The following is a 15,646-nucleotide window of genomic DNA, read 5'->3' on the forward strand; positions in this document are numbered from 1 at the left end:
GACCCGAAACGGCGATCATCGCGAGGCGAGGGCGGGGGCGGGGGCGGGGGCGGGGGATAGCGGGGTTCAGGGGCGGGTGACGGTCAGGGTGGAGACGCCCGCGACGGCGTCGACGTCGTAGCGGTCGGCGGCGCTGTCCCAGCCGGGCGGGGCGAACACGGTGCCGCCGGCGATCCCCGAACGGCGGTTGCCGTCGACGGTGACGTTCGCCGCGCCGCCGCCCGCGGTGACCCGCACCGGAATCCCTTCCGGGGCGCGTACCAGCAGCTCGCTCGCACCGCCCGCCATCCGGACCGTCACCGGGCCCTCGGGCTTGGGCAGGATCGTCTCGATGCGGCTCGAACCGGCGGTGAAGTCCAGCCCGGCGACCCGGCCGCCACCGAGGTCGACCAGGGTCTCGTTGGCGCCGCCGGAGAAGCGCAGATCCCAGCGCACCCGCCGGTCGAGCAGGATCTCGACCGCCGCCGGGCCGTTGTCGCCGGTGCTACGCAGGTGCAGCTGGAAGCGGCCGCCCGACTCCACCACATCGGGGGCGATGCCCGAGTTGTCCGGGGTGCTGATCCGGTACAGGTCGTCACCCAGGTCCGCGGCGCGCACGGCCAGTGTGGTCGCGCCGCTGACCACGGTCAGCGAGGCGGCATCGCGGTCACCCCGGGCGGCCGAGACCAGGTGCGTCTGCCCGAGGCCGTCGCGGCCGTGCTCAGGGCCGTCGTCGTCGTGCCAGGGGGCGCAGCCGGTCGCCAGCAGGGTCAACGTCAGTCCGGCCAGGACGGTGCGTGCTCTCATGATCAGCCGATACCCGGCCGGACGGGCGGCTACACGGCGACGCGACCGGGCGTTTGCCCGCCGAGCGGCGCGCGCCCCGTGGGCGATGGCAGCATGAGGGCATGACGCACCTGCCCACCCCTTACGTGTCGGTCGATGTCGACGTGCTGGACCGCGGCATCGCCCGGATGGCGGCCTTCACCCGCGAACGCGACCTCGCACTGCGCCCCCACGCCAAGACGCACAAGTGCCTGGAGATCGCCCGGAGGCAGCTCGCGGCCGGGGCAGTGGGGCTGACCGTGGCGACCGTCGCCGAGGCCGAGGTGTTCAGCGCGGGCGGCTGCGAGGACCTGTTCATCGCGTACCCGCTGTGGGTGGACCAGGCGCGGGGGGCGCGGCTGCGCGAGGTCGCGGCGCGGGCCGCCGTGCGCGTCGGGGTCGACTCCGCCGAGAGCGCCCAGGCGCTGGCCAGGCACGCCGGGCGCGACATCGAGGTGATGGTCGAGATCGACAGCGGCCACCACCGCAGCGGCGTACGTCCCGCCGACGCCGCCACGGTCGCCCTGGCCGCCGACAAGGCCGGACTGCGGGTACGCGGCGTGTTCACGTTCCCGGGCCACGGCTACGGCCCGGCGCTCGCCGAGGGCGTCGCCGCCGAGGAGGCCGTGGCACTGGTCGAGGCCGCCGACGCGCTGCGGGCAGCCGGGTTCGAACCCGACGTGATCAGCGGCGGGTCGACGCCCACGGCCGCGTGGAGCCACGTCGCGGCGCTCAACGAGATCCGGCCCGGGGTGTACGTCTTCAACGACGCCCAGCAGGTCGAACTCGGCGTATGCGACTTCGGGGACGTGTCGCTGGCCGTGGTGGCGACCGTCGTCAGCCGGTCCGCCGACCACGTGATCCTCGACGCGGGCGGCAAGGTGCTCGGTGCCGACCGGTCCGCCTGGGCGACCGGGCACGGCCGCCTGCCCGACCTGCCGGACGCCCGCATCACCGCCCTGTCCGAACACCACGCCACGGTGACCGTGCCGCCCGGCGCCGAACTGCCCGAGCGCGGCTCCCGGCTGCGCGTCGTGCCGAACCACGTGTGCGCGACCGTCAACCTCGCCGACGAGCTGATCGTCGTCTCCGGCGGCGAGGTCGTCGACCGCTGGGCGGTCGCCGCGCGGGGAGCCAACACCTGAGGCAACCTCGGTCATCCGATTCGCCCACCTGCTAGGCCCGGCGGGGCGACTTCCGATGATCCTGCCCGAACGGCTGTGCCGCCGGTGATGTCCTCTTCCTACACTCCGCCACATGATCAATCGGATCTCGGAAGAGGACGCACCGTGCTGAGCCGACTGCGCAAGCGTTTGGGCTGGTGGTCGGTGCTGGCGGAGATCACTGTCGCGGTGAGCGTGCTACACCTGCTCGGGTTGCTGGGCATCGCGCTGCTCGGCGAGGGCACCCCGCGACGGCTGGACGAACGCTTCATCGCCGTCGCGTGGGTGGCCATCGCCGTGATCGCCACGGTAGTCAGCTGGTCGCAGCGGCTGAAGCGGCGAGATGCCATGTGGTACGCCCCGGGCTGGCGGAACTTCGCCCCGCGCTGGCTGCGGTTCGCCGACGCGGTGGCCGATGTCCTGTGGGCGGCCACCTTCTTCACGACACTGCTGATCGCGACCGCCGGGCACGTGAGCGCGAGCACGGCGGCCGTGCTGTTTGCGCTGTCGTTCCTGCCCGTGTCCGTCGTGGCGCAACTCGGGACGCGGTACGAGGACCCACCTGCCCCTCGGCACCCGTGAAGTAGACGGGGGATCGCCTGATCGAAAAGGCCGGACGGGCCTGCTGCCCGTCCGGCCCTTTCTCGCGCCGCGATGAAGAAATCTTTTCTTGAAATCGATTCCACGGGTTGATAGTTTCAACGAGTTCGATCGACGTGTGTGGATCACGTGCGTGCCATGGCGGACGCCGTGGCCCTGATCGCCCGCGCGGCGACGCGTCGCATCCCTCCACACCCCCTGAGGACGTGATCGTGCACCCCCCATCGGCACGTTTGCTGGCCCGCGCCCTGGTCGGGCTTCTCGCCCTGGCCTCGGTCGTCGTCGCCCCCACCGCGGCGTTCGCCGCGCCCAACTTCAAGGCCCCGTTCCCGTGCGGGCAGCGCTGGACCTACAGCCACCACAGTGCCGAGGTCCGCCAGGCCCTCGACTTCGTACGCGCCGACGGCGGCGTCACCGGCGGCACTCCGGTCATGGCCTCCGCCGCCGGTACGGCATACCGGTTCTCGCAGCCCAGCGGGGCCGGGAACTACATCGCCATCGAGCACGGCGGCGGCTGGAAGACCTACTACTTCCACCTGACCTCCTACTCGGTGCCCGACGGCGCGGTCGTGCAGCAGGGCCAGCAGATCGGGATCACCGGCACGACCGGCAACTCGTCGGGCCCGCACATCCACTACGAGCAGTTGCTCAACGGCGTCGGGCAGGTCATCGCCATCAACGGGGTGTCGCTGGCCCCGTATCCCGGCTCCTACAACCAGCGCTACCTGACCAGCGACAACTGCGGCGGCGCACCGGCGGGCGCGAAGTACTACGCGGGTTCGCCGACGGACTTCTCCGGTGACGGCAAGGACGACATCGTCGCGTTCACGCACGGCACCCTGGCTGATGTGTACGTGTCGCCGTCGACGGGCAGTGGTTTCGCGGGCACGTCGGTGAAGTGGAACGACTTCTTCGCCCTGACCGGGGAGACGCCGCTGACCGGTGACTTCAACGGTGACGGCAAGGACGACATCGTCGCGTTCACCCACGGCACGACCGGCACGGCGGCAGGTGACGTGTACGTGGCGCTGTCCAACGGGTCGGGGTTCCTGGGGGCGTCGAAGTGGCATGACTGGTTCGCCCCTGGTGCGGAGGTCCCGGCGGTCGGTGACGTCAACGGTGACGGCAGGGACGACATCGTGACGTTCACCCACGACACCAACGGTGACGTGTACGTGGCCCTGTCGAATGGTTCGTCGTTCGGGGCGGGCGTGAAGTGGCACGAGTTCTTCTCCCCGGCCAACGAGTTTCCGGCGCTGGGCGATGTCAACGGTGACGGTAAGGATGACCTGATCACGTTCACGCAGGGTCCGGCGAGTGCGGCGGATGTGATCGTGGGTCTGTCGAACGGCAGCTCGTTCGGGCCGGGTCTGAAGTGGCACGACCTGTTCGCGGTCGGGGCGGAGCAGCCGCGGGTCGGTGACGTCAACGGTGACGGTAAGGACGACATCGTGACGTTCACGTGCAACGCCGACGCTGATGTGTATGCGGCGGTGTCGAACGGTTCGGCGTTCGTGGGTACGACGGTGAAGTGGAACGACTTCTTCTGTACGGCGGGGGAGTTCCCGTTCCTGGGTGACTTCAACGGTGACGGTAAGGACGACATCGTCGTGTTCACGAAGGGTTCGCTCAACGACGTGTACGTGGGTCTGTCCACCGGGACCGGGTTCCTGGGCGGGGCGAAGTGGCACGACTTCTTCGGCCTCAACGGCGAGACGACGCTGTAACCGCGACGCATGAAGAAGGGCCGCCTCCGCACCACCGGAGGCGGCCCTTCCGCTTTCGCTCAGGACAGGATCAGACCCGGCCTGGGCAGGTCGGTGGCCGTGGCGAAGCTGTCGTGCCACTTCCAGCCGTTCTGGACGAAGCGCCCACCATCGGACAGCGACACGTACACATCGGCAGCGCTGCCGCCGGTGTAGGTGACCACGTCGGCCCGGCCCTCGCCGTCGAAGTCGCCCACGCCGGGCGTCTCCGCGCCGATCGCGAAGTTGTCGTGCCACTTCCACCCGGTCTGCACGAACCGGCCGCCGTCGGACAGTGACACGAACACGTCCGCGGTGCTGCCCCGGCTGAACGAGACCACGTCGTCGCGCCCGTCGCCGTCGACGTCGGCCAGCGCGGGCAGGTCGGTGCCCGCCGCCACCTGGTCGTGCCACTTCCAGGCGTTCTGCACGAACCGGGTGCCGTCCGACAGCGCCACGAACGCGTCGGCCGCGCTGCCGCCGGTGAACGTGACGATGTCGTCGCGCCCGTCGCCGTCGACGTCGCCGAGCACCGGTGTCTCGGTGCCGAACGCGAACGTCTCGTGCCACTTGACGCCCGGCCCGAACCCGCTGCCGGTGGACAGGGCGACGTACACGTCGCCGGTCCCGCCGCGGGTGAACGTGACGATGTCGGCCCGGCCGTCGCCGTCGACGTCGCCGACCGCGGGGACCTCCGTGCCGACGGCGAAGAAGTCGTGCCACTTCGCGGCCGCCCCGAACGAGGACCCGTTCGACAGGGCCACGTACACGTCGGCGAGGTCGCCGCGGGTGAACGTGATCAGGTCGGCCCGGCCGTCGCCGTTGACGTCGCCGGTCATGGGGACCTCGCCGGGCAGGCCGAAGAAGTCGTGCCACTTGGCGTTGCCGGTGAACGCCGAGCCGCTGGACAGCGCGGTGAACACGTCGTTGGTGTCGGCTCGGGTGAATCGCAGCGCGTCGTCGCGGCCGTCGCCGTTGACGTCGGCGACGGCCTTGACGCGGGTCGTCGCCGAGACCACCCCGGACGCGGGCCCGGCGTTGCCCGCCGCGTCGACCGCGACGACCCGGTAGTACCAGGCCTGCCTCGCGGGCAGCGGCCCGTGCCGGAACCCGGTCCCGGCCACCGTGCCCGCCAGGTTGGCGGCGGTGATCGCCACGTCGGAGCTGCGCGAGGCGTACACCCGGTAACCGGCCACGCCGACGTCGTCGGTGGCGGCGGCCCAGCTCAGGGCGAGGGCGTGCACGCGGCCGCCGCCGAGCGCGAGCCCGCTCACCTGACCCGGCGCGACCGTGTCGGCGAACGGGCTGACCACGCTGAGCGCCTCGTAACGGGACGCGGTCCAGGCCGGCGAACCGGCGACCGGGGTCAGCGTGACGGTGATCGCCGTCTTGCCCGCCGTCAGCGAGGCGGGCAGCGTGAACTCGTCGGCCAGCCACCGGTGTGTGCCGTTGCCCAGCGGCTGCAGCCAGGTCCCGGCCGACACGCCGTCGACCGTCACTGCCGCCTGCTGTCCGGGGGACTGCTGGTCGCCGGTGCGGCGCAGGCGTACACCCTGGTTGTCGGACGCGACCGCGAGCCGGAAGCCGACCGCCGTCCCACCGGCCCGCACCTGCCCTGACACCGTTGTCGGATCGTCGCCTTCGAACGCCGAGACCAGCGCGTACTGCGACGCCCCACTGTCGGTCCAGGCGTGCGCGGACCGGCTGGCCGCGTCGCCTGTCACCAGTGTGTCGGTGCGCCGCGACGCGGCGCTGGTCTGCGTGTACAGGTATGCCGTCGAGCCGTAGTCGGCGGGCATGTCGTTGCCGGGCCCGTGCTCGATGCCGAACCGCAGCGCCGTGGTGTACGCGACCGCGTCGCCGATCAGCAGCCGGTATGCCCCGTCGCACTCGTCGGCGCAGCCCGCCGCCCGGAACTGGTGGGCCGGATTGCCGGTGAACACCCCGCTGTACTCGCCCCGGTTGAAGTACCAGCCGGACTCGTAGAAGTCCTCGGTGCCGGTGCCGTACCACTGCGGGGTGGGCGAGCCGTCGACGTGGATACGCTCGTCGCCCTCCAGGTAGTTGCGGGTGTTGCCGCCGGTGATGTGCCCGCGCATGGTCTGGGTGACCCCGACCAGGCGGCCCCGGCCGGACTGGTCGGCCAGTGTCCAGTCCTGGCCCATGACGGTCTCGGCGCGTGCCGAGCGGGTGGTGAAGTAGCCCGCGTCGCCGGTGGCGGCCAGCAGGTCGGTCCACTGCGCTCCCGGCGCGGAGGTCACCTCGGCGCCGATCCCGGAGACGGTCTGCCCGGTGGTGTTGACCAGCTCGATCGTCGCGGTGCTGCGCAGCGGCATCGGCCACCAGGCGCTGTACCAGCCGCCCGCGGCGGTGTCCATCGCGAACATCAGTGAGCGCACGTGTTTCTCGGCCAGGCCCGAGCCGAAGAACTCGCCGATCGGCGAGTCGACGGTGCGCCGCCCGTCGAAGGTGATCCGCAGCCGCAGCCCGGCCAGCACCGCCGGGGTCGCCGACGCGTCGGGCACCCGCAGCCGCAGCGCCGTGATCAGCCGGGGGCCGGTCAGGTTCGCCACGGTGACCTGGCCGCCCGCCGGGGCCGACACGGTGGTGCTGCTGGTCGCCGCCCCGGTCTGGGTCGGTTTCGGATCGCGGGTGCCCGCGGCGCGCAGCAGCGTGATGACGTCGTTCGCCTTGTCCGCGGTGCTGAACGTGCTGATCCCGGCCGCGTCGGCGAACCTGCGGTAGCCCACGTGGTAGAAGAGCGGATTGTGCTGCGTCGTGATCTTCATCGAGGTCCGGTACGGCATCGGCACCTTGACGGTGACCCCGCCGGAGGTCTGGTCGGCGTTGGTGACCAGGGGGAAGCTGAACGGCGCGCCGAGGTTGCCGTTGACCAGGTTCTGCAACCCGGTGTCCACGACGGTCACCCCGTCCAGTTCGATGCGGATCCAGCCGGTCGCCGTGACGTTGCCCTCGTCACGGGTGAACCAGATCGACTGGACCTCGCCGGGGCCACGGTCCTCGGCCAGGACGCAGCCGCCGGACTGGCGCAGGCAGGAGTACGCCCCGCTGAAGCCGTCGTCGTTGGAGCCGTCCCGGCCGAAGCTGGAGAACTGCGCGGTACGGGTCCCGGCCGCCAGGTGCGGGAGCAGGTCCAGCCGCCGGTACGCGTCCCACCCGACGGGGCCCTTGTCCGCGATGGCGGCGACGCCGGGCGCGGCGGTGGGCGGTTTCGCCGCTGTCGGCGTCGAGGTGCTGGTCAGAGTGAGCGCAACGACTGCCGCGACGATCAGTGCGCGCAGGTGAGGAGGGTGCATTCCCGGAACGTATATTCGACATCCTTGAATGTCAATTAGTTCCAGAGCGCTGCTGTATCGCCGAGAAAAGTTTCATGCGGTTTCACGCGACGCGGCGCGCATCTGCCAGACCCGGGTCGCCACGGCGATCACGGCGAGCCAGGTCAGGCCCAGCGCCCAGCCGCCGAGCACGTCGCTGGGGTAGTGCACGCCGAGGTAGACCCGGGACAGTCCGACCAGGACCGTGCCCGCCGCGGCGGCGACCCATACCGTCGCCCACACGGTGCGGTTGCTCGTCAGCATGCACACCAGCCAGGCCAGCAGCGCGAACCCCACCAGCGAACTCGCGCTGTGCCCGGACGGGAACGAGTAACCGGCGGCGGTCACCACCTGGTCCGGCGGGTTCGGCCGGTCCCGGCCGATGATCTCCTTGATCGCGTACACGATCAGCTGCAGCACCCCCAGCGTCAGCACCCCGAGGACCACCGGATACCAGGAACGCGTACGCCACGCGACGGCCGCGACCGCGATCACGGCGGCCACGGTCAGCGCGACCGCGCTGCCCAGGTCGGTGATGGCGATCTGCAGGTGGGTGAGGCCCGGCGTGCGATGCCCGGCCAGCCACGCGACGGCCGGGCGGTCGATGACCGTCAGGTCGTCGTCGTCCACGACCGCGTCCAGCACCTCCACGAACACCGACGCGAGCGTGAACACCAGCGCCGCGCCGATGACCAGCAGCACGATCTCGGCCGCCACCCGCGCGGTCAGCCAGGACAGCGCGGCCCGCCCGTGCCGGTCCGACGCCTGCGTCCAGCGCCGCCCCGCGAGGTACCCGGCCGCCGGGCGCATCGCGCACACCACCGCGTACGCGGCCACCACCAGCACCGCCACCACACCCAGCCCGAGCAGCACGCTCCCGGTCATTCCCGCTCCTCTCGCGCAGCACGCCATTTGATCAGAGGACGCTGAACGAAAGCTGGCAACGGGCCGGCCTGTAGCGACTGTGTACCGCCGATGTAGGGGGCCTGCCTAGCCTCGCCACAGTCGATCACGACAGCCGGGCCGTGAGGCCTGCACACCGAGGGGGAGGACCGCGATGGTCACCAGAAGACGGCTGACAGGAGCCGCGCTCGCGTGCGCGCTGGCCGGACCGGTCGCCCTGTGGACGGCGGACGCCTCAGCCGCACTGCCCACCGCCGACATGGAAGCCGTCGTCAAGGCCGCGCAGATCGACCCGCGCCGCGCCGACTCGGCGATCACCCCCGGCAGCCGCGACAGCGTGCTGCTCGTGGAGAGCGCCCTGCAGGCCAAGGGGCTGCTCGCGGCGTCGTACGTCGACGGGCACTTCGGCACGAAGACCATCGACGCGTACGCCGCCTGGCAGCGCTCGCTGGGCTACACCGGCCTCGACGCCACCGGCCTGCCCGGCCCGACCTCGCTGACCCGGCTCGGCGAGCAGCGGTTCACCGTGGTCCGCCCGCTGTCGCCCGGCGCGGAGCTCACCTTCCGGGGCGTGCCGATCAACGCGCGTACCAAGGCCATGCTGCTCGAAGCCGAACGCCTGCTCGGCCGCCAGTTCACCATCACGCAGGGCTCGTACAGCGCGGGGGAGGACCCGACGTCGGCGGGCACCCACGACGGCGGCGGCGCGCTCGACCTGTCCGTCGACGGCCTGACCAGCACCCAGCGCACCTCGGCCGTACGGCGGCTGCGGCAGGTGGGTTTCGCCGCCTGGCTTCGCAATCCGTCCCAGGGCAACTGGCCGTACCACATCCACGCGGTGGCGCTGGCCGACACGGACCTGTCGACCCCGGCCCGCAACCAGGCGGGCGACTACTACCTCGGCCTCAACGGCCTGGCCAACCGTGGCCCCGACGACGGCCCCGTGGTCGACCCGAAGGTGACCTGGGAGCAGTACCAGCGGGCGTAGCCGTCAGCCGACCAGCACGTTGAGCTCAGACGCCGCGCTGATCAGCTGCTGGTGGTGCTCGGCGATGACCGGCAGGGCGTCCTTGGCGAGCTGCACGACCGCGGGGTCCTTGCCAGTGGCGATCTCGGCCTCGGTCGCCGCCATCGCCGCCTCGTGCGCCTTGAGCTGCGACGGGACCCACGCCTGATCGAACAGTGCGCCTTCGAGCAGCACCATCTTCTGGAAGTCGGCCTGCTGCTCGGTGTTCATCCGGGCGGGCAGCGCGACGCCCTGCTGCTGCGCCACGGACTGCAGGGCGTCGTCCAGCTTCTGGTGGTCGGCCTTGAACTCGGCGCCGAGCTGCACGACGATCACCGAAGCGCCCTGGTGGGTGGCCGCGAGGTTGTTGACCGCGATCTCGGACAGGTTCGCCTGGTGCGCGACGGCCAGGTACGCGGCGTCCTGCGGCGCGATCGGTGCCGCCGTGACCGGCGCGGCCGTGACCGGTCCCGCTGTCGCGAGCAGCGCGGCGGCCAGCGCGGCAGCCGGTAGGCAGATGTTTCGCAGGAACCTCATGGCCGTACCCCCGTACGCCGGGCACCGCGAGGGCGCGGTGCTGTGCCCTCCTGAGTTCCCACCCGGAGCTGAAACCCAAACAACGAGGCCTGCCCCACCTCGGCGAATACCACCACGAGGGGTGTAAGCGGGCAGACATCAGGGGCGGGTGCCGAGGACGACCTCGGCGAGCGCGGGCAGGGTGGCGCTGCCGGTCTCCAGGTAGCCGTCGTGGCCGCGCACACCATCGGTCGGCAGCGGCCGCGCGCCGAACTCCGCCGTACCGGGCCGGGTGCCGTGGCCCAGGCCCAGCACGCGTACGCCCGGCACCCGGCGGATCCAGTCGGTGGGGGCCTCCGCGGCCCAGACCCGAGCGCCAGTGCCCAGGTCGCTCACGTCGTCGTGGCCCATGCCGGGGCTGCCGATCGCGACCAGGTCACCGACCTGGGCCGGCAGGGCGCTCGCGGCCAGGCCCAGCACGGTCGAGCCGTAACTGTGCCCGACCAGCGTGATCGCCACCGCCGGACGCTCACCCGCCAGCCGCCCGACGAACCGGGTCAGCGCCGCCGCCCCGGCCGCCGCGCTGGACTCGGTGACCACGTCCAGGCCCCAGCCGCCGGGCGGGTCGTAGCCCAGCCAGGCCACCACCGCCACCCGGGCCTGCGGCGCCTGGCGTCGCAGCTCCGCGTACAGCTGCCGGGCCTGCACGCCGGGCGCGCGGCGCGCGACGCCGCCGAGCCCCCGGTCGAAGTCGGCCAGCACCGTGCCGACCCCCGGCACCAGGACCGCCACCCGGTCCGCGGTGGACAGATCACCCAGCACCTCGACGGCGTATCCGTCACCGGCCGGGTCGAACAGCAGGAACCGGCGGCCATGCGCGGCCCACCCGGCGAACGGCTCGCCGGCGGCGGTCATCGCGGACGCCGCCCGCGCGTAGTCGACGGTGTCGGGCAGTGGCGCTGCCGCGGGCGCGGCGACCAGTCCGAGGGCGAGCGCGCTGACGGTGCTGACGGACAGGAGTCGGGATCGCATGAGCGCCACGGTCTGCGCCCGGCCACCACGCGGGCGTCGCGCCACGGAGCCATTCCGCGCCCGCTACCGCCGTACTACTCGCCCGCGGCGACCAGACCGGACTCGTACGCCAGCACCACGGCCTGCGCCCGGTCGCGCAGGCCCAGCTTGCCCAGCACCCGGCTCACGTGGGTCTTGACCGTCTGCTCGGCGAGCACCAGCAGTTCCGCGATCTCCTGGTTGGACATGCCCCGGGCGATCAGCCGCAGCACCTCGGTCTCCCGCGCGGTCAGCCCGTTCAGCGACACCGGCCGGGGCCGGTCGGGTCGTGGCCGCGACGCGAACGCGGCGATCAGCCGCCGCGTCACCGACGGGGCCAGCAGCGCCTCCCCGCCCGCCACGACCCGCACCGCGTGGATCAGGTCGGCGGCCGGGGCGTCCTTGAGCAGGAAACCGCTGGCCCCGGCCCGCAGCGCCTCGTACACGTAGTCGTCGAGGTCGAACGTGGTCAGAATGATCACCTTGGGGCGCTCGCGACCGGCCAGCCGCCGGGTGGCCTCCAGCCCGTCCATCACCGGCATGCGCACGTCCATCAGCACCACGTCCGGGTCGAGGCGGCGGGCCGCGGCCACGCCCTCGGCCCCGTCCGCCGCGTCGCCGAGCACCACCAGGTCGGGCTGGGCGGCCAGCAGCGCCCCGAATCCCTGCCGCACCATGGCCTGGTCGTCGACGATCAGGACCTTGATCAATGCACTCCTCCGTCCGGCAGCAGCGCCGCCACCGCGAACCCGCCGTCACCGGTCGGCGCCGCGGTCAGTCCACCGTCCAGGATCGCGACCCGTTCCCGCATTCCGACCAGGCCGTGTCCGGCTCCGGGCGGCCGGGTCGGGCGCCCGGTCGGCCGCCCGTTGCGTACCGTGACCCGCAGGCCCTGCTCGTCGGTGGCCAGGGACACGTCGACGCGCGCGCCGGGCGCGTACCGGGTCGCGTTGGCCAGCGCCTCCTGCACGATGCGGTACGCCGTCAGGGCCGCCGCCTCGCCGACCGGCCGCAGCGGCAGCTCCATCGCCAGGTGCACGTCGACCCCGGCGGCCCGCGCGTCGTCGACCAGCGGGCCGAGTTCGGCCAGGCCCGGCTGCGGCGCGGTCAGGGCCGGGTCGTCGGCCTGGCGCAGCACCGACAGCAGGCGGCGCATGTCGTCCAGCGCGGTCCGCGCCGACGCGGCGATCTCGGTGAACTCGTCCTTGGCGGCACCGGTCAGTTCGGCGACGCGGTAGGGGGCGGTCTCGGCGCGTACCGCGATCATCGACATGGAGTGCGCGACGACGTCGTGCATCTCACGGGCGATACGGGTGCGTTCCTGCAGCACCGCGCGGCGGGCCTGCTCCAGCTCGCTGCGTTCGGCCTGCTCGGCCAGGGCGCGCTGGCTGCGGCGGCGGCGGCGGACCTGGTCACCGACCAGCATGATCGCGGCCAGCAGCACGGTCACCCCCCAGGCGTTGCCGGGGTTGCCGACGTACACCCACACCGGCAGCAGGCTGAGCAGCCAGCACCAGGCGCTGATCCCGGCGTCGGCGCGCAGGGCGACGAACCACAGCACCGCCAGCAGCGCCAGGATCTGCACCGGGTTCCACGGCCACGACTCCGTCGGGGCATACCCGGTCGTGCCGAACAGCAGCGCGGCATACCCGATCCGCCAGGCCAGCAGCGGCCGGTACGCCATCAGCGCGGCGGGCGCGGTCCCCGCCGTGGCCAGCGCGATCGACCAGCCGTAGGCGAGATTCCGATTGTCGGACAGGTACTCGAAGGCGGCGCTGGTGAGCCCGACCAGGGCCAGCAGCAGGACCGGCACCAGCACCGGCCGGACCCGGGCCCACCGCGGGCCCGCCGACGACGTCGGCGGGTAGTCCGCGCCGATCAGCAGCCGGCGCAGATCGCCCAGCACCTGCCCACCCGGTCGCCGCGTCACGCTGTCCACCGGCGGAAGACTACGGCGTGCCCCGCGTGGCGGTCGTCATACCCGGGAGCCATGCGCAGGTCATACCGGGGTAGCGGGACGCCCGTCGGTGGTTGTTCACCACGCGTTGTCCCGGTCGACTCCAGCCGGTCAGCCGTGCTCGATACCAAGACCACGTCATTTCTTGGTTTGGAGCCACGATGTCATTTCACACCCGGGTGTTCGCGGGAGCCGGTGCCGCCGGTCTCGTCGCGTCGCTCCTGCTCAGCGGACCCACCCAGGCCGCCGACACGCCGCAGACGTTCAATCGCATCGCCACCTTCCCGGTCTACCTGAACACCTCGGCCGCCGACGCCGCGTCGGCGGAGATCTCCGCGGTCAGCGCCGACGGCAAGACCGTGATCTACACCGACGCGTCCGGCGACCGGATCGGCTTCGTGAACATCGCCGACCCCGCTGCCCCCGCCCCGGCGGGCGTGCTCGGCCTGCCCGGCTCGCCGACCTCGGTCGCCGTGCTCGGCCAGTACGCCCTGGTCGCGGTCAGCACCGGCGCGGACCTCACCCACCCGGACGGCGAGTTGCTCGTCGTCGACGTGGCCTCCCGGTCGGTCAAGCGCAGCATCGACCTGGGCGGCCAGCCCGACTCGGTCGCGGTCTCGCCCGACGGCAGGTTCGTCGCGATCGCCATCGAGAACGAGCGCGACGAGGAGGTCGACGACGGCGAGATCCCGCAGGCACCCGCCGGGTGGCTGGCGGTCGTCGACGTCAAGCCCGCCGTGGCCGACTGGTCGCTGCGCACCGTCGGGCTGACCGGCCTCGCCGAGGTCGCGCCGACCGACCCCGAGCCCGAGTACGTCTCGATCAACAGCGCGGGCAAGGCGGTCGTCTCGCTGCAGGAGAACAACCACCTCGCCATCGTCGACCTGGCCGCAGGCAAGGTCGACAAGCACTTCACCGCCGGGCAGGTCACCGTTTCCGCCGTCGACACCGAAGACGACGACCGCATCGCGCTGACCGGCGCCATCACCGCCCGGCGCGAGCCCGACGGCGTCGTCTGGCTGGGCGCCGACCGGTTCGCCACCGCCAACGAGGGCGACTACGAGGGCGGCTCGCGCGGCTGGACCGTCTTCGACACCAGCGGCAAGGTCGTCTACGACGCGGGCAACAGCCTGGAGCACCTGGCCGTCACCCACGGCGTCTACCCCGACAAGCGTTCCGACGCCAAGGGCGTGGAACCGGAGAACGTGGCCACGGGCGTGTTCGGTGGCAGGCCGTACCTGTTCGTCAACGCCGAGCGCGGCAACTTCACCGCCGTGTACGAGGTCACCGACCCGGCCCGACCCAAGTTCGTGCAGATCATCCCGACCGCCAACGAGCCCGAGGGCGTCATCGCGGTGCCGTCACGGGGCCTGGTCGTGATCTCCAGCGAGCTCGACGACCCGGACAACGGGCTGCGCGGCGCGGTCACCATCGCGCGGTTCGGGCAGGCTCCGGCGTACCCGTCGCTGGTCTCGGCGAAGTCCGGCGGACTGCCGATCGCCTGGGGCGCGCTGTCCGGCCTCACCCCGGCCGCGGGCGAGCCCACCACACTGTGGGGCGTCAGCGACAGCGTGTACGCCCCGACGCGCCTGTTCGCGATCGACACCGCCGCGACCCCGGCCGTGATCACCAAGGACCTGACCGTCACCAAGGACGGCCAGGGCGTCGCCCTGGACGCCGAGGGCCTGGCCACCCGGCCCGGCGGCGGCTTCTGGCTGGCCGTCGAAGGCGCGAAGGGCCCGGAGAACAAGCTGGTGCGCATCGACGCAGCGGGCGCGGTGCAGCAGGAGGTGGCGCTGCCCGCCGACGTCACCGCCAAGCTCGGCAGCAACGGCCTGGAGGGCGTCGCGGTCACCGGCTCCGGCGCGACCGAGACCGTATGGGTCGCCGTGCAGCGCGAGCTGACCGGCGAGAAGGGCACCGCCCGCATCGGCCGCTACCGGGTCACCGAAGGCGACTGGGCCTGGCTGGGCTACCCGCTCGACGCCGCACCAACCGGCGCGTGGGTCGGCCTGTCCGAACTGGTGGCCCTCGACGCGGACACGTTCGCGGTGATCGAGCGCGACAACCAGCGCGGCGAGCTGGCCACGCTCAAGAAGGTGTACACGTTCGACGTGCCCGCCACGCTCGGCGCGCAGCTCACCCCGGTGACCAAGAAGCTCGCCGCCGACGTGCTGCCCGCGCTGCGGGCCGGTCACGGCTGGACCCAGGACAAGCTGGAGGGCCTGACCGTCGGCGGCGACGGGCAGGTGTACGCCGTCACCGACAACGACGGCATCGACGACGCCACCGGCGAGACCGTGTTCCTGCGCCTCGGCAAGGCGACCACCGTGTTCCCGGGCGTGTTCCCGCCCGCCGACGGCGGCGAGGGCGGCGGCCTGCCCGTCACCGGCGCCAAAGTCACCACGATCGTCGGCGTCGGCCTCCTGGTGCTGGCCCTGGGCGCGGGACTGTTCCGCCTGACCCGCCGCAAGCGCCCGGCGGCCTGAGGACAGAGGGGGCTGCGGTGTCTGGGTCCGCAGCCCACTACGGCCTCAGGCAGCCACTACCCGTGACAACAGCTGCCT

At 72.3% G+C, this 15,646-nt stretch carries 12 protein-coding genes; 5 read left to right on the forward strand and 7 right to left on the reverse strand.

From position 1 onward, the window contains the following. Positions 1-66 precede the first annotated feature (66 nt). Positions 67-786, reverse strand: a complete 720-nt coding sequence (locus HAV40_RS26105) for a hypothetical protein (RefSeq protein ID WP_166385731.1) — start codon at positions 784-786, stop codon at positions 67-69. Positions 787-887: 101 nt separating this feature from the next. Here HAV40_RS26105 and HAV40_RS26110 point away from each other — a divergent pair, with 101 nt between their 5' ends. The 3 genes from HAV40_RS26110 to HAV40_RS38980 all read left to right on the forward strand — a co-directional run bounded on the left by HAV40_RS26110 (position 888) and on the right by HAV40_RS38980 (position 4,294). After that, positions 888-1,949: an alanine racemase gene (locus tag HAV40_RS26110; protein WP_166385733.1), complete on the forward strand. Its 1,062-nt coding sequence runs from the start codon at positions 888-890 to the stop codon at positions 1,947-1,949. A gap of 144 nt (positions 1,950-2,093) precedes the next feature. Next, positions 2,094-2,549 carry a hypothetical protein gene (locus HAV40_RS26115; protein WP_166385735.1) on the forward strand — a complete coding sequence of 152 codons (456 nt, stop codon included), beginning with the start codon at positions 2,094-2,096 and terminating at the stop codon, positions 2,547-2,549. A gap of 284 nt (positions 2,550-2,833) precedes the next feature. Next, entirely contained in the window at positions 2,834-4,294 is a 1,461-nt protein-coding gene (locus tag HAV40_RS38980; RefSeq protein WP_420837239.1) for an FG-GAP-like repeat-containing protein, read from the forward strand. Between the two features lie 59 nt (positions 4,295-4,353). Here HAV40_RS38980 and HAV40_RS26125 read toward each other — a convergent pair whose 3' ends face one another. Both HAV40_RS26125 and HAV40_RS26130 read right to left on the reverse strand, forming a co-directional pair. Next, complete coding sequence (locus HAV40_RS26125; protein ID WP_166385737.1) at positions 4,354-7,629, reverse strand: DUF2961 domain-containing protein; 3,276 nt, start codon at positions 7,627-7,629, stop codon at positions 4,354-4,356. 72 nt (positions 7,630-7,701) lie between these two features. Next, entirely contained in the window at positions 7,702-8,532 is an 831-nt protein-coding gene (locus tag HAV40_RS26130; RefSeq protein WP_166385739.1) for a phosphatase PAP2 family protein, read from the reverse strand. A gap of 172 nt (positions 8,533-8,704) precedes the next feature. On the opposite strand from HAV40_RS26130, the gene HAV40_RS26135 reads away from it, so the two are divergent. After that, positions 8,705-9,538 (forward strand): peptidoglycan-binding protein, encoded by an 834-nt coding sequence (locus HAV40_RS26135; RefSeq protein ID WP_166385741.1) that lies wholly within the window; start codon positions 8,705-8,707, stop codon positions 9,536-9,538. A 3-nt stretch (positions 9,539-9,541) separates the two neighbouring features. Here HAV40_RS26135 and HAV40_RS26140 read toward each other — a convergent pair whose 3' ends face one another. From HAV40_RS26140 to HAV40_RS26155, 4 genes are all read right to left on the reverse strand, one after another. Then, the gene (locus tag HAV40_RS26140) at positions 9,542-10,093 is read right to left on the reverse strand and encodes a DUF4142 domain-containing protein (protein ID WP_166385743.1); all 552 of its coding nucleotides are present in this window, start codon (positions 10,091-10,093) and stop codon (positions 9,542-9,544) included. A 138-nt stretch (positions 10,094-10,231) separates the two neighbouring features. After that, complete coding sequence (locus HAV40_RS26145; protein WP_166385745.1) at positions 10,232-11,104, reverse strand: alpha/beta hydrolase; 873 nt, start codon at positions 11,102-11,104, stop codon at positions 10,232-10,234. Positions 11,105-11,178: 74 nt separating this feature from the next. Beyond that, positions 11,179-11,832 (reverse strand): response regulator, encoded by a 654-nt coding sequence (locus HAV40_RS26150; RefSeq protein WP_166385747.1) that lies wholly within the window; start codon positions 11,830-11,832, stop codon positions 11,179-11,181. After that, positions 11,829-13,061, reverse strand: a complete 1,233-nt coding sequence (locus HAV40_RS26155) for a sensor histidine kinase (RefSeq protein WP_239086937.1) — start codon at positions 13,059-13,061, stop codon at positions 11,829-11,831. Before HAV40_RS26155 ends, HAV40_RS26150 begins: the two co-directional genes overlap by 4 nt. 179 nt (positions 13,062-13,240) lie before the next feature. Between HAV40_RS26155 and HAV40_RS26160 the strand changes: the two genes are divergently transcribed. After that, the gene (locus tag HAV40_RS26160; RefSeq protein ID WP_239086938.1) at positions 13,241-15,568 is read left to right on the forward strand and encodes an esterase-like activity of phytase family protein; all 2,328 of its coding nucleotides are present in this window, start codon (positions 13,241-13,243) and stop codon (positions 15,566-15,568) included. The last annotated feature ends 78 nt before the right edge of the window (positions 15,569-15,646 follow it).

Origin of the sequence: Catellatospora methionotrophica, from assembly GCF_011297335.1 — a bacterium.
GTDB classification, from domain to species: Bacteria; Actinomycetota; Actinomycetes; order Mycobacteriales; family Micromonosporaceae; genus Catellatospora; species Catellatospora methionotrophica.

What these genes read in the sequence shown, in the direction of transcription:
- HAV40_RS26105 (WP_166385731.1), bottom strand. Translation starts at nt 786, where the DNA reads ATGAGAGCACGCACCGTCCTGGCCGGACTGACGTTGACCCTGCTGGCG.
- HAV40_RS26110 (WP_166385733.1), top strand. Translation starts at nt 888, where the DNA reads ATGACGCACCTGCCCACCCCTTACGTGTCGGTCGATGTCGACGTGCTG.
- HAV40_RS26125 (WP_166385737.1), bottom strand. Translation starts at nt 7,629, where the DNA reads ATGCACCCTCCTCACCTGCGCGCACTGATCGTCGCGGCAGTCGTTGCG.
- HAV40_RS26130 (WP_166385739.1), bottom strand. Translation starts at nt 8,532, where the DNA reads ATGACCGGGAGCGTGCTGCTCGGGCTGGGTGTGGTGGCGGTGCTGGTG.
- HAV40_RS26135 (WP_166385741.1), top strand. Translation starts at nt 8,705, where the DNA reads ATGGTCACCAGAAGACGGCTGACAGGAGCCGCGCTCGCGTGCGCGCTG.
- HAV40_RS26140 (WP_166385743.1), bottom strand. Translation starts at nt 10,093, where the DNA reads ATGAGGTTCCTGCGAAACATCTGCCTACCGGCTGCCGCGCTGGCCGCC.
- HAV40_RS26145 (WP_166385745.1), bottom strand. Translation starts at nt 11,104, where the DNA reads ATGCGATCCCGACTCCTGTCCGTCAGCACCGTCAGCGCGCTCGCCCTC.
- HAV40_RS26160 (WP_239086938.1), top strand. Translation starts at nt 13,241, where the DNA reads ATGTCATTTCACACCCGGGTGTTCGCGGGAGCCGGTGCCGCCGGTCTC.